Origin of the sequence: Geobacter hydrogenophilus, from assembly GCF_018501225.1 — a bacterium.
GTDB classification, from domain to species: Bacteria; Desulfobacterota; Desulfuromonadia; order Geobacterales; family Geobacteraceae; genus Geobacter; species Geobacter hydrogenophilus.
This window is the reverse complement of record NZ_JAHCZI010000001.1, coordinates 51,166-64,436: the sequence shown is the minus strand read 5'-3', so window position 1 is coordinate 64,436 and position 13,271 is coordinate 51,166. Positions and strand designations below refer to the sequence as shown.

The following is a 13,271-nucleotide window of genomic DNA, read 5'->3' as shown; positions in this document are numbered from 1 at the left end:
GGTTGTGCTTCTGGCTTCGATTTCTGCCACATGCATTTTGAGTTTTTTCGGAGTCCCCGTGAGACGTCTTTTCATTCCTGCCATGCTGCTCCTCCTTCTGCCGATGCTTCTCTTTGCCAAGGATTACCAGGTGGTCACGTTCAAGACCGACACCGCCGGCGCCATTGACTTCAGCCACCCGGTTCACCTGAAGGCCCTCGGCAGCAACTGTACCCTCTGCCACAACAAGATCTTTGCGATCGGCACCAAGGCGGCGCCGGTGACCATGAAGGAAATGGAAACAGGCAAGTCCTGCGGAGCCTGCCATAACGGCAAGCGGGCCTTTGCCCTCGCTGCGTGCACCCGCTGCCACGTAACGAAGGAGGTGCCGGTCGATATCCCCAATTTCGGCGCCGTTGTCTTCAGTCATAAATTCCACCTTGGGCTCGGAGCCTACGGCTGCGCCGACTGCCACAACGCCATCTTCGGTGCCCGCACCGATAACCCCCACATTACCATGAAGGAGATGGAGGGGGGACGTTCGTGCGGCGCCTGCCATGACGGCAAAACCGCCTTCTCGGTCAAGGGGGACTGCACCAAGTGCCACACGGTGCGGGATATACCTTTCGCTGCCGACGCCACCTTTAGCCACGCTGCCCACCTGGGATTCGGCCATGTCTGCGGCGACTGCCACAGCAAGCTCTTTGTGGCCGGCCCCAAGAGCAAGCGCTACACCATGCTGGAGATGGAGACCCAGCAGTCGTGCGGCGGCTGTCACAACGGCAGTACCGCCTTCTCGGTCAAGGGGGACTGCGGCCGGTGCCACACCGCGGTCAAGGATGTGACCTTTGTGAAAAGCGATGCATTCTTCAGCCACAAGATCCATACCGCTCTGCTGGGGTGCGGCAGCTGCCACAGCGGTATCTTCGTCGGTGGCGTCAACAGCCGCCGCTATACTATGGCCGAAATGGAGAAGGGGCTCTCCTGCGGGGTCTGCCATGAGGACAAAACCGTCTTCGGCGTCCGGGGCAACTGTGACCGCTGTCACGTGAAGACGCGGGATGTGAGCTTCAAGACGGGGGCTGCCGGCACGGTCGTCTTTCGGCACGATTCCCACCGGCAGATGTATGGCTGCGGAGACTGTCACAATGGCATCTTCACCGCCGGTGCGGGGCGAAAAAGCTTCACCATGGCCCAGATGGGGCAGGGGAAATCGTGCGGCGCCTGCCATGACGGCAAGACCGCCTTTGCCGCCACTGCCGCCGCCAACTGCGGCAAATGCCATCCCCTGCGGGATGTGATCCTTCCCCACGATGCCCGTTTTCCCCACGTGAAGCACCTGGAATCCCAAACCTGCAGCGACTGCCACAACGGGCTCTTCCTCTCCGGTCCCGGAAACAAGCGCTGGACCATGGCGCAGATGGAGCAGGGCAATTCCTGCGGCGCCTGCCATGACGGCTCAACCGCCTTCACCGTCAAGGGATCGTGCGGCACCTGCCATACCTCCACGGTGGAGGTGGCGATACCGGTCCGCCAGACGGGAGTCACCCGCTTCAGCCACACGTTCCACACCGGCCTCCATGGCTGCACCGATTGCCATAACGGGATCTTCGGAGCCGGCGCATCGGCCAGGCGCCACACCATGGCCGACATGGAGAAAGGGGGCTCGTGCGGCGCCTGCCACGATGGGAAAAGCGCTTTCACCGCGAAGGAAAACTGTACCAAGTGCCATCCGGTGAAGGAGATCTCCTTCAAGGAATCGGGTGCTCTCTTCAGCCATACCTTCCATCTCAACGCCTATTCGTGCGCCGACTGCCACGATGCCCTCTTCAAGCCTGATTCCGAGAATCGGCGCTGGACCATGGCCGACATGGAGAAGGGCAAATCGTGCGGTGCCTGCCATGACGGCAAGAGTGCCTTCGGCGTCGCCGGTGCCTGCGAGAAGTGCCATCCGGCCACCAAGGGGATCAAGTACGAGCTCCCCGGCGATGTGGGGAGCGTCCTCTTCAGCCATAAATCTCACTCTGCCAAGGGATACGGCTGCGTCGACTGCCACAGCAAGATCATCGTGGCCGGCGTCGGGAGAAAATCCCATACCATGAAGGAGATGGAGCAGGGACAGTCGTGCGGCGCCTGCCATGGCTTCAGCATGGCCTTCAGCGTCAAGGATCCCATCCACTGCGAGAAATGTCACCAGAGGCTCTATTGATGCATCCCTGAACCAGCCTCTATCACCTTTCGTCGCCCTCGCCGGCCCTGTGAACATGTTTGCATGGCCGGCGTTTTTGTGCTAAAAACAAACCTTTGATTTTAATCCCTTACTGACCCGCCAACCGGAGGTAGCACGCCGTGGAAGAGAAATACATCCCCCGAAACGTCGAAGAGAAGTGGCAGAAAATCTGGGAGGAGAACAAGACCTACAAGGTCACCGAAGACCCTTCCAAGCCCAAGTACTATCTCCTCGAAATGTTCCCCTATCCTTCGGGGCGCATCCACATGGGGCACGTGCGCAACTACTCCATCGGCGACGTGGTGGGTCGCTTCAAGCGGCTGCGCGGATTCAATGTCCTCCATCCCATGGGGTGGGATGCCTTCGGCATGCCGGCGGAGAATGCAGCCATTCAGCACAAGAGTCACCCGGCCAAGTGGACCTACGAGAACATCGCCTACATGCGGAGCCAGCTCAAGAAGATGGGTCTTTCGTATGATTGGGACCGGGAACTGGCCACCTGTGACCTTGACTACTACAAGTGGGAACAGAAGGTGTTCCTCGAGATGTATGAGAAGGGGATTGCCTACAAGAAGACCTCCTACGTCAACTGGTGCCCCAAGTGCGAGACGGTTCTTGCCAACGAGCAGGTGGAGGACGGAGCCTGCTGGCGCTGCGACAGCGAGGTGACCCAGAAGGAGCTGGAGCAGTGGTTCTTCCGGATCACCGACTACGCCGAGGAGCTTCTGGAGTATACCGAGAAACTCCCCGGCTGGCCCGAGCGGGTGCTGACCATGCAGCGCAACTGGATCGGCAAGAGCTACGGCTGTGAAATCGATTTTCCCGTGGAGGGGAGCCTCGCCAAGATAAAGGTCTTCACCACCCGCCAGGATACCCTCTACGGCGCAACCTTCATGTCCCTGGCCCCCGAGCACCCCATGGCCCTGGAGCTGACAACCCCTGATCGCCGGGCCGAGGTTGAGGCCTTCATCGACAAGGTGAAGAAGACCGACAAGATCAAGCGGACCGCCGAGGACTTCGAGAAGGAGGGGGTCTTTACCGGCTCCTACTGCATCAACCCGGTGACCAACCGGCGGATGCCGGTCTTTCTTGCCAACTTCGTCCTCCTCGACTACGGCACCGGCGCGGTCATGGCCGTGCCGACCCACGACCAGCGCGACTTCGAGTTTGCGAAGAAATACGATCTGCCGCTCCAGGTGGTCATCCAACCGGAAGGGGAAACCCTTGATTCCGCCGCCATGGCCGCCGCCTACACCGAGGTGGGGGCCATGGTCAACTCGGGCCCCTTTGACGGGCTGCGGAGCGACGAGGCCAAGGAGAAGATCGCCGATTACCTGGCAAAGGAGGGGATCGGCACCAAGACCGTCAACTTCCGGCTGCGGGACTGGGGTATCTCCCGCCAGCGCTACTGGGGGAACCCGATCCCGGTCATCTACTGCGACATCTGCGGCGTGGTGCCGGTGCCGGAAAAGGACCTGCCGGTGGTGCTCCCCATGGATGTGGAGTTTACGGGCGAGGGGGGGAGCCCCCTCAAGAAGCTCGACTCCTTTGTGAACGTCCCCTGTCCCCAGTGCGGCCAGATGGCGCGCCGGGAGACCGATACCATGGACACCTTCGTCCAGTCCTCCTGGTACTTCCTCCGCTACTGCTGCCCCGATTTCGCCGCCGGCCCCATCGACAAGGCCCGGGCCGAGTACTGGATGTCCGTTGACCAGTACATCGGCGGCATCGAGCACGCGGTGCTTCACCTCCTCTACGCCCGCTTTTTCACCAAGGCTCTGCGGGACCTGGGGTATGTGAAAGTGGATGAGCCGTTCACGAATCTCCTCACCCAGGGAATGGTCATCAAAGACGGCGCCAAGATGAGCAAGTCCAAGGGGAACGTGGTGGATCCCGATGCCCTGATCAACCGGTACGGGGCCGACACCGCACGGCTTTTCTCCCTCTTTGCCGCGCCGCCGGAGAAGGACCTGGACTGGAGCGACCAGGGGGTCGACGGGAGTTTCCGCTTCCTCAACCGGGTCTGGCGTCTTGTCTGCGATCTCCTCCCCTTTATCGGCAAAGGCGGAGCTGTCGATCCGGCTTCCCTCTCCGACGATGCCCGGGGCCTTCGCCGCGCCGTCCACAAAACGATCCGCAAGGTGACCGACGATATCGATGAGCGCTTCCACTTCAACACCGCCATTGCCGCGATCATGGAGTTGGTGAACGCCATCTACGCCTTCGAGCCCAAAAATGTGCCGGAATACGGCCCGCTCCTTACGGAAGCCATCGAGAGCGTCGTCATCATGCTCTCCCCGTTCGTTCCCCATGTGGCGGAGGAGCTCTGGGAGGCCCTTGGTCGCAAAGGTGGCGTGGAGGCTGCCGGCTGGCCCTCCTTTGACCCATCAGCAGCTGTGGACGAGGAATTCCTCATCGTGGTCCAGGTGAACGGCAAGCTCCGCGGCAAGGTGACGGTTGCCACCGACGCCACCGAGGAGCAGGTCAAGGCCGCCGCCTTCGCCGACGAGAAGGTAAAGCCGTGGATCGAAGGGAAGCAGCTTCGGAAGGCGATTTACGTGCCGGGCAAGCTTCTCAATATCGTGGTGGGGTGACGGGTTTATGCCGACCCTGAAGGGGAGCATTGTGCGTCTTGTGGCGGCAATCGTGATCATGCTGGTTATTGCCGGGTGCGGCTACCACGTCATGAGGCCGGCGCGGGGCGGGGCTGAGCTCGAAGGTAAGACCCTCCAGGTTTCCATCTTTGCCAACCGGAGCTTCAGGCCGAATATCGAAGCAACCCTCACCGACATTATCGTGGATGAATTGGCAAAGAGGGAAGGTACCCGGCTGGTGGAGAGAGGGGGCGATCTCGTCCTCTCGGGGACTGTCCTCACCTATGGCACCTCCCATGCCTCCTATACCGCCAAGGACGAGGTCAAGGAATACCGCGCCACGGTTACTGCGGAGGTGGCGCTGCGTCGGAACGACACCGGCCAGGTGGTCTGGAAGGGTGTCATCACTTCTACTCAGGATTTTCCCGCCCTGACCGATCTGGTTGTCCAGCAGAACAGCGAGGATGCCGCGATTCGGGAGATCTGCCGCAAGATGGCGCGGGAAGTCTATATTCACCTTACGGAAGATTTCTGATGTCCATGGAGTCCCTGTTCCGACTCCTTCGAGCCCATGAAAATCGACGAGTTCAATAAAGCCTTGGACCGGGGAGAGATTTCTCCCCTTTATTATTTCCACGGGGACGAGCCGCACCTCATGGAGCGGGCCGTGAAGCGGCTCATGGATAGTGCCGTCCCCCCCGATTTTCGCGATTTCAATCTGGATATCTTCTACGGCAACGAGTGCAAGGGGGACGAGGTTGCCTCGGTTGCCCAGACTCTCCCCATGTTCGCCGATCGGCGGATGGTCCTCGTGAAGCGGGCCGGAGAGCTCTCCGCTGCCGCCCTGGAGATTCTCGCTTCCTGTGTCGCCGACCCTCCGCCAACCACCTGCCTCGTCTTCGTAGGGGAGAAGGTGGATCAGCGGAAGAAATTTTTCCAGGAGATGAAGAAGAAGGGGGAGCTTGTGGAGTGCAAGCGCCCCTATGAGAATCAGCTTGGCGCCTTTATCCGTGAGGAGGCAAGGGGGCTCGGCAAGCGGGTCGAACCGGCGGCGGCCGAGATGCTGGTCTATCTGGTGGGGAACAACCTGGGCGAACTCTCCACCCAGTTGGAAAAAGTGGCCCTGTACGTGGGGCAGCGTGAGACGATCACCGTGGAGGATGTGCGGGGAATTGTCTCCGATACGAAGGTGGAGAGTGTTTTCGATCTTACCAATGCCCTTGGGGAGCGAAACGTGGTAAAGGCGCTCCGAAGCCTGGCCACCATACTCAGGGACGGGGAGGCGCCGCTTATGCTTCTTGCCATGATCGCGCGGCACTTTCGCCAGCTCTGGCGAGTGCGTGACCTGATGGCGCAGAAAGTCCCCCAGCAGGACATCTCTCGCCTTGCCGGGATCAATCCCTACTTCATCAAGGGGGTCATGACCCAGGCGCGAAACTTTTCCGTCTCAGAATTGCAAAAGGTTTTTGAAGGCCTCTATGCTACCGACCTTGCTTTGAAGGGGGGAGGGGCGAAGCGGCCAACCCTGACGTTGGAAAAGCTCGTGATGGACGTCTGCGGAATGGGCTCCCGGTAGCAAGAGGGAGGAAATTATCTTATACGGCAAGGCATTCTGTTGGCCCTGCAGCGTCACAGAAAAAGGGACCCCTGTTGGGAGTCCCTTTTTAGTAGTGCATATGGAAAAAATGGTTACCCGAGGGTGTTCACCAGTTTGGTGAGACGGGAAACGTTGCGGGATGCGGCATTGGCGTGGATGATTCCCTTGGTGGCCGCCTTGTCGATGACCGGGATCGCAGCCTGGAGGGCTTCTTTGGCCTTGGCTGCATCCTTGGCCTCGACTGCCTCACGCACATTCTTTATGAAAGTCCGCAGACCGGAGCGGATGGACTTGTTTCTGAGCTGCTTTTTCTTGTTTTGCTTGATTCTTTTCAGGGCCGACTTGTGATGAGCCAAACTGCACCTCCAGTATGTATTGCGCGTGGATTCAGATAATTTTGAAAGTCAATTAGTTAGCATTGAATGGAGTGACAAGTCAAGCTAAAAATCTCTCGGCCTGTGTTGGCAAGAGTGAAGGGGGGATGGAGCAATCTCCGTTCCGCTATGGCGATGCTGGAAGCCATTGCGGACATTATCCCGCTTGTGCGGTATACGGCAAATACGCAGTTGACGGGACGCGGCGTAATTTCGTAATATCTATCGAATTATCCGCAGGAAAGAGGACCCGTGACCGGCGAAAAACTTCTGTATATCGAAACCTTTGGTTGCCAGATGAACGTGAGCGATTCCGAGAAGGTGGCGGCGCTCCTGAAGAGTGAGGGGTACGCACCAACCGCGGATTCATCGGCAGCGGACCTGATTATTGTTAACACCTGCAGTGTGCGGGAAAAGGCTGAACATAAGGTTTACAGCTACCTGGGCCGCTTCCGGGGGCTCAAGCGGGAGAGGCGGTTTCTCCTGGGGGTAGGTGGTTGCGTGGCCCAGCAGGAGGGTGAGCGGCTCCTGAAGCGGGTGCCGTGGCTCGATCTCGTCTTCGGTACCCATAACCTCCATCTCCTGCCGGAAATGGTCCGGGCCGCGGAGCAGGGAGAGCGCAGGGCCGCGGTGGATTTCATCGACAACGAGACGCGGCTCGATCTCTTTCCCCGGGCCGACGAGGCAGGGGGCGCAACCCGCTTCGTGACCGTCATGCAGGGGTGCGACAACTTCTGTTCCTACTGCATCGTCCCCTATGTGAGGGGAAGAGAGATCAGTCGCCGCTCCGCCGAGATCGTCGAGGAGATTCGCAATGCCGTGGCAGCCGGCGTGCGGGAGGTGACGCTTCTTGGCCAGAACGTCAACTCCTACGGGCTGAAAACGCCGGGCGAGCTGACCTTTGCGGGGCTTTTGCGGGAAATTTCGGCCATCGACGGCCTTGAGCGCATCCGTTTCACCACATCACATCCGAAGGATATCTCGCCGGACCTCATTGCCTGCTTCGCCGAACTCCCCAAACTCTGCGCCCATATCCATCTGCCGGCCCAGGCGGGGAGCGATATAATCCTCGAACGCATGAACCGGGGCTACTCGCGGCAGGAGTATCTGGCAAAGGTGGCTGCGCTCAAGGCGGCCCGCCCCGGTATCCAGATTACCGGCGACATCATTGTGGGCTTCCCCGGCGAAACGGAGGACGATTTTCTCCAGACCCTCTCCCTCATGGAGGAGGTCCGTTACACCGATATCTTTTCATTCGCCTATTCCCCCCGGCCCGAAACCGCAGCGGCGGCCTTTGCCGGCAGGGTCGCCCGGAAGGAGACCCAGGAGCGGCTTGACCGGGTGCAGGAGCTGCAGCGGGACATGACCATCGAGCGGCATGCCGGTTTCGTCGGCACCTGTCAGGCGGTGCTTGTGGAAGGGATGAGCAAGCGGGGCGACCAGCTCTATGGCCGCACCGACGGCAATTTGATCGTGAACTTCGCCGGCGATCCCGCCCTCATTGGCTCCCTCGTCGACGTCCGCATCACTCGCGGCTACCCGAATTCGCTCCTGGGCGAACTCACCACCGTGCAGTAAGAAAACGGAGCATCCATGTACCTGAAGATGAATATCCACGGCTTTGCCCTCGACTCCATCGCCCAGAGGCCGGTCGTCCTCCTCAAGGACGCTGACGAGGCGAACACCATACCCATCTGGATCAACAGCTCCGACACCCTGTACATCGTGGCCGAACTCGTCCGCCACGACGCCACGGCCAAGAGCGACCGCAAGGATCTCCTCTCCGCGCTCCTCGGCCACCTGGACGCAGAGGTGGCCGAGATTGTCATTGAGGATGTTAAGGACGGGCTCTTCGACGCTTCGGTGGGGGTTTTGCTGGACGGCGAGACGGTGATGCTCCCGGTGAGGATCTCCGAGGCCCTCGTGCTTGCCCTCAAGCACTCCCTGCCGGTCATGGTGGCAGGCCATCTGCTTCACAAGATTTCCCTGTGCGATGGCGAGACCGAGCGTTTCACCGATGCCGATGCCCGCCGCTTCGTGGATTTTCTCGACAATCTTGACCCCGCCGATCTGGGCAAATACCCGATGTAAACCCGGGACGGTCCACACTGCAGCCGGCACGGGGTAAACCGGTTTCTCCCGTAGCCAATCCCATAACCGAGAGCCAAGGAGTCCCCATGCGCCAGGAATCCCTCGATTTTTTCAAGCAGTTGGTTGAAGCCCCAAGCCCCTCCGGCTACGAGCAGCCGGCCCAGCGGGTCTTCCGCGACTACATCGCCCCCTTTGCCGAGGTGACCACCGATGTCATGGGGAACGTGTTCGGCCTCATCCGCGGTGAGGGCGAAGACCTTCCGCGCGTGATGATCGTCGGGCACTCGGACGAGATCGGTTTCCAGGTGAAGTATATCGACGACAACGGTTTCATCTTCTTCGCTCCCATCGGCGGGGTGGATGCCCATCTGACGCCGGGGAAGCGGGTCCGTATCCACACGGCCAGGGGCGAGGTGACGGGTGTCATCGGCAAAAAGCCGATCCACCTCATGGATGAGGAGGACCGGAAAAAGGTGGTCCGCCTCGACGCCCAGTACATCGACATCGGCGCAGCCGACAAGAAGGAGGCCCAGGAGTACGTGCGGGTTGGCGATCCGGTCACCTTCGCCGCCGGCTTCGAGCCGCTCCTGGGGGACCGGGTGGCGTCCCGCGCCTTCGACGACAAGGCCGGAAGCTTCGTGGTGGCCGAGGTGCTCCGGACCGTGGCAGAATCGGGGGTGAAGCTCCCCGTGGACCTCTATGGTGTCTCGTCCGTACAGGAGGAGATCGGGCTCCGCGGCGGCACCACCAGTTCTTACAGCGTTAACCCCCATGTGGGGATCTGTGTCGAGGTGGATTTTGCCACGGACCAGCCTGACGTTGAGAAGAAGCACAATGGCGAGGTAAAACTCGGCAATGGCCCGATTCTCCCCCGGGGAGCCAACATAAACCATCCCCTCTTCGATCTCCTCTCCGCCACGGCTGGACGGGAGGGAATAGCGGTCCAGTACACCGGCATTCCCCGGGCCACGGGTACCGACGCCAACGTGATGCAGATATCCCGTGGCGGCGTTGCCACGGCCCTGGTGAAGCTGCCGCTCCGCTACATGCACACGCCGGTGGAGGTTATCTCCCTCTCTGATCTGGAGAACGCCGTTCGACTTATTGTTGCTGCGTTGCCGGGTATGGGGGAAAAAGAGGTGTTTATTCCACGCTGAGCGCCAGGGGGGCAGGTGAAAAGCCGTTTCTTCCGAACCCCCGTTCAATTTTTCCTTTGTTATTAAGACCTTTTGTCTTGACTCGCCTTTTTGCCTCGACTATCTTTTTCGGTTAATACTTTGAGACCCACCACAAAGGAGTCCACGATGTTAGATGAAGCAATTCAGGAAGGCCTGACTTTTGATGACGTCCTCCTCGTCCCCGCCCATTCCCAAGTTCTCCCCCGCGATGTCTCCCTCAATACTCGCCTGACCCGAAACATCCACCTCAATATTCCGCTTGTTTCCGCCGCCATGGATACGGTCACCGAGGCACGGACCGCCATCTGCATGGCCCGCGAAGGGGGGATCGGCATCATCCACAAGAACCTCTCCATTGAGGAGCAGGCCATGGAGGTGGACAAGGTCAAGAAGAGCGAGTCGGGCATGATCGTGGACCCCATCACCATGCGACCCAACCAGAAGATCCACGAGGCGTTGACCATCATGGAGAAGTACCGGATCTCCGGTGTTCCGGTCACCAACTCCAAGGGGAAGCTGGTCGGCATCCTCACCAACCGCGACCTCCGTTTCGAGACGGACCTGAACCTTCCCATATCCGCCCGCATGACCAAACGGCGCCTCGTGACCGTGCCGGTTGGCACCACCCTCGAAGAGGCCAAGGAGCATCTGAAGCAGACCCGGGTGGAGAAACTCCTGGTTGTGGACGACGATAAGAACCTCAAGGGGCTCATCACCATCAAGGATATCGAGAAGGTCAGGAAATACCCCAATGCCTGCAAGGACGGCCTTGGGCGCCTACGGGTCGGCGCTGCCGTCGGCCCGACCGCTGACATGCTGGTCCGTGCCGATGCCCTCGTGAAGGCCGGTGTTGACGTTATCGCCATCGACACGGCCCACGGCCATTCCCAGGGGGTGCTTGACGCAATACGTTCTTTGAAGTCAGCGTTTCCGGGGATTGAACTCATCGCCGGCAACATCGCCACAGCCGAGGCCGCCGAGGCGCTCATCAAGGCAGGGGTCGACGCCATCAAGGTGGGTATCGGACCCGGCTCCATCTGCACCACCCGCGTGGTGGCAGGGGTCGGCGTGCCCCAGATCAGCGCCATCGCCCAATGCGCAAAAGTCGCCCGTAAATACGACATCCCCCTCATCGCCGATGGCGGGGTCAAGTACTCGGGGGATGTGACCAAGGCAGTGGCCGCCGGTGCCGACGTCATCATGATCGGCTCCCTCTTCGCTGGTACCGAGGAGTCTCCCGGCGACACCATTCTCTACCAGGGCCGGGCCTACAAGAGTTACCGCGGCATGGGCTCCATCGGCGCCATGAAGGAGGGAAGCAAGGACCGCTACTTCCAGAGCGACGTGGAGAGCGAAGTGAAGCTCGTTCCCGAAGGGATCGAGGGGATGGTTCCCCTGCGCGGACCGCTCGGGGCCAACGTCCACCAGCTCATGGGGGGACTCAGGGCCGGCATGGGATACACCGGCAGCCGCACCGTCGGCGAACTGCAGCAAAATGGGCGGTTCATCCGGATTACCGGCGCCGGGCTCAAGGAGTCCCACGTCCACGACGTCATGATTACCAAGGAAGCCCCCAACTACCGGGTTGAGAACGTACGATGAGCAGTGATATCCACAGCGAGAAAATCCTGATCCTGGACTTCGGGTCCCAGTACACCCAACTCATTGCCCGGCGGGTGCGGGAGGCCCACGTCTACTGCGAACTCCATCCCTTCGACATGGATCTGGCGGCCATCCGTGCCTTTGCCCCCCGGGGGATCATCCTTTCCGGCGGCCCCAAATCGGTGTACGAAGAGGGGGCTCCGGCGGTGGAGGAGGCTCTTTTCGAGCTGGGAGTGCCGGTCCTTGGCATCTGCTACGGCATGCAGCTCATGAGCCGCCACTTCGGCGGTCAGGTGGTACCGGCCGGGAAGCGGGAGTTCGGCCACGCCGACCTCCTGGCAGTGGGGACTCCCGGGCCCCTCTTTGACGGCTTTTTCGTCGAGGGGAAGAGCCCGGTCTGGATGAGCCACGGCGACCATGTGTCCTTGGTTCCCGCAGGGTTTCAGGTGGTGGCGGAGACGGCCAACGCGCCGGTCTGCGCCATCCAGGATGTTGCCCGCGATCTCTATGGCGTCCAGTTTCACCCGGAAGTTAACCATACCCCCCGGGGGGAACTCCTTATTGACACCTTTGTCCGGAAGATCTGCGGTTGCGGCGGCCAGTGGACGCCGGGACACATTATCGATGATGCCGTCAGCCGCATCCGCGCCCAGGTTGGGAATGACCGGGTGATCCTCGGCCTTTCGGGCGGGGTCGACTCGTCGGTGGCCGCAGCCCTGATCCATCGCGCCATCGGCGATCAGCTCACCTGTGTTTTCGTGGACAACGGCCTGCTGCGCCTCGGCGAGGGAGACCAGGTGATGGCCACCTTTGCCGAGAACCTCGGTGTCAAGGTGATCCGGGTGGACGCCGAGGATCGCTTTCTCACGGCCCTGGCCGGCGAGAGCGACCCGGAGAAAAAACGCAAGGTCATCGGCAAGCTCTTCGTGGATATCTTCGAGGAAGAGTCGAACAAGATTACCGACGCCCGCTGGCTTGCCCAGGGGACCATCTACCCCGACGTTATCGAGAGCGCCGGAGCCAAAACCGGCAAGGCCCACAACATCAAGAGCCACCACAACGTGGGGGGGCTCCCCGACTACATGAAGCTGAAGCTCCTGGAGCCCCTGCGGGAACTCTTCAAGGACGAAGTGCGCGCCATCGGCGAGGAGCTGGGGTTGCCGCACCAGATGGTATGGCGCCATCCCTTCCCGGGGCCGGGGCTTGGGGTCAGGATCCTCGGCGAGGTGAAGAAGGAGTACGCCGATATCCTCCGCCGGGCCGACGCCATCTACATCGAGGAGCTTTACGCCGCCGGCCATTACGACAAGATCAGCCAGGCGTTCGCCGTTTTCCTGCCGGTGAAGAGCGTCGGGGTCATGGGGGATGGCCGCACCTACGAGTACGTGGTGGCGCTGCGGGCCGTGGAGACCAAGGACTTTATGACCGCAGGGTGGTATCCGCTCCCCTATGAGGACATGTCCCGCATATCGAGCAGGATCATCAACGAGGTGAAGGGGGTCAACCGGGTGGTGTACGACATCTCCAGCAAGCCTCCTGCCACCATCGAGTGGGAATAGATGCATTTCAGAAAGGGCGCCGATCGGCGCCTTTTTCTTTTCCCCCATTTTTCTTTTTCGGATTCAC

At 60.6% G+C, this 13,271-nt stretch carries 10 protein-coding genes; 9 read left to right on the top strand and 1 reads right to left on the bottom strand.

Annotation, left to right across the window (positions count from 1 at the left end; all coding sequences use genetic code 11):
* Window positions 1-58 precede the first annotated feature (58 nt).
* The 4 genes from KI811_RS00295 (at window position 59) to holA (ending at window position 6,379) form a co-directional block, all read left to right on the top strand.
* The gene (locus KI811_RS00295; RefSeq protein ID WP_214184492.1) at window positions 59-2,188 is read left to right on the top strand and encodes a cytochrome c3 family protein; all 2,130 of its coding nucleotides are present in this window, start codon (window positions 59-61) and stop codon (window positions 2,186-2,188) included.
* 140 nt (window positions 2,189-2,328) lie between these two features.
* Entirely contained in the window at window positions 2,329-4,803 is a 2,475-nt protein-coding gene (gene leuS / locus KI811_RS00290) for a leucine--tRNA ligase (protein ID WP_214184491.1), read from the top strand.
* A gap of 7 nt (window positions 4,804-4,810) precedes the next feature.
* Window positions 4,811-5,338 (top strand): LPS assembly lipoprotein LptE, encoded by a 528-nt coding sequence (gene lptE / locus KI811_RS00285; protein WP_214184490.1) that lies wholly within the window; start codon window positions 4,811-4,813, stop codon window positions 5,336-5,338.
* A 36-nt stretch (window positions 5,339-5,374) separates the two neighbouring features.
* Entirely contained in the window at window positions 5,375-6,379 is a 1,005-nt protein-coding gene (gene holA, locus KI811_RS00280) for a DNA polymerase III subunit delta (RefSeq protein ID WP_214184489.1), read from the top strand.
* A gap of 113 nt (window positions 6,380-6,492) precedes the next feature.
* Here the strand turns inward: holA and rpsT are convergent, their stop codons facing one another.
* Window positions 6,493-6,756, bottom strand: coding sequence for a 30S ribosomal protein S20 (rpsT, locus tag KI811_RS00275; RefSeq protein WP_214184488.1), 264 nt, complete (start codon window positions 6,754-6,756; stop codon window positions 6,493-6,495).
* 270 nt (window positions 6,757-7,026) lie between these two features.
* On the opposite strand from rpsT, the gene miaB reads away from it, so the two are divergent.
* From miaB to guaA, 5 genes are all read left to right on the top strand, one after another.
* Window positions 7,027-8,352, top strand: coding sequence for a tRNA (N6-isopentenyl adenosine(37)-C2)-methylthiotransferase MiaB (gene miaB / locus KI811_RS00270; protein WP_214184487.1), 1,326 nt, complete (start codon window positions 7,027-7,029; stop codon window positions 8,350-8,352).
* A 15-nt stretch (window positions 8,353-8,367) separates the two neighbouring features.
* Window positions 8,368-8,865 carry a bifunctional nuclease family protein gene (locus tag KI811_RS00265; protein ID WP_214184486.1) on the top strand — a complete coding sequence of 166 codons (498 nt, stop codon included), beginning with the start codon at window positions 8,368-8,370 and terminating at the stop codon, window positions 8,863-8,865.
* Window positions 8,866-8,951: 86 nt separating this feature from the next.
* Window positions 8,952-10,022, top strand: a complete 1,071-nt coding sequence (locus tag KI811_RS00260) for a M42 family metallopeptidase (RefSeq protein ID WP_214184485.1) — start codon at window positions 8,952-8,954, stop codon at window positions 10,020-10,022.
* Between the two features lie 147 nt (window positions 10,023-10,169).
* Entirely contained in the window at window positions 10,170-11,645 is a 1,476-nt protein-coding gene (gene guaB / locus KI811_RS00255) for an IMP dehydrogenase (protein ID WP_214184484.1), read from the top strand.
* Window positions 11,642-13,204 carry a glutamine-hydrolyzing GMP synthase gene (gene guaA / locus KI811_RS00250; protein ID WP_214184483.1) on the top strand — a complete coding sequence of 521 codons (1,563 nt, stop codon included), beginning with the start codon at window positions 11,642-11,644 and terminating at the stop codon, window positions 13,202-13,204. The genes guaB and guaA overlap by 4 nt, the downstream gene beginning before the upstream one ends.
* The last annotated feature ends 67 nt before the right edge of the window (window positions 13,205-13,271 follow it).

What these genes read in the sequence shown, in the direction of transcription:
- lptE (WP_214184490.1), top strand. Translation starts at nt 4,811, where the DNA reads ATGCCGACCCTGAAGGGGAGCATTGTGCGTCTTGTGGCGGCAATCGTG.
- holA (WP_214184489.1), top strand. Translation starts at nt 5,375, where the DNA reads ATGAAAATCGACGAGTTCAATAAAGCCTTGGACCGGGGAGAGATTTCT.
- KI811_RS00265 (WP_214184486.1), top strand. Translation starts at nt 8,368, where the DNA reads ATGTACCTGAAGATGAATATCCACGGCTTTGCCCTCGACTCCATCGCC.
- KI811_RS00260 (WP_214184485.1), top strand. Translation starts at nt 8,952, where the DNA reads ATGCGCCAGGAATCCCTCGATTTTTTCAAGCAGTTGGTTGAAGCCCCA.
- guaB (WP_214184484.1), top strand. Translation starts at nt 10,170, where the DNA reads ATGTTAGATGAAGCAATTCAGGAAGGCCTGACTTTTGATGACGTCCTC.
- guaA (WP_214184483.1), top strand. Translation starts at nt 11,642, where the DNA reads ATGAGCAGTGATATCCACAGCGAGAAAATCCTGATCCTGGACTTCGGG.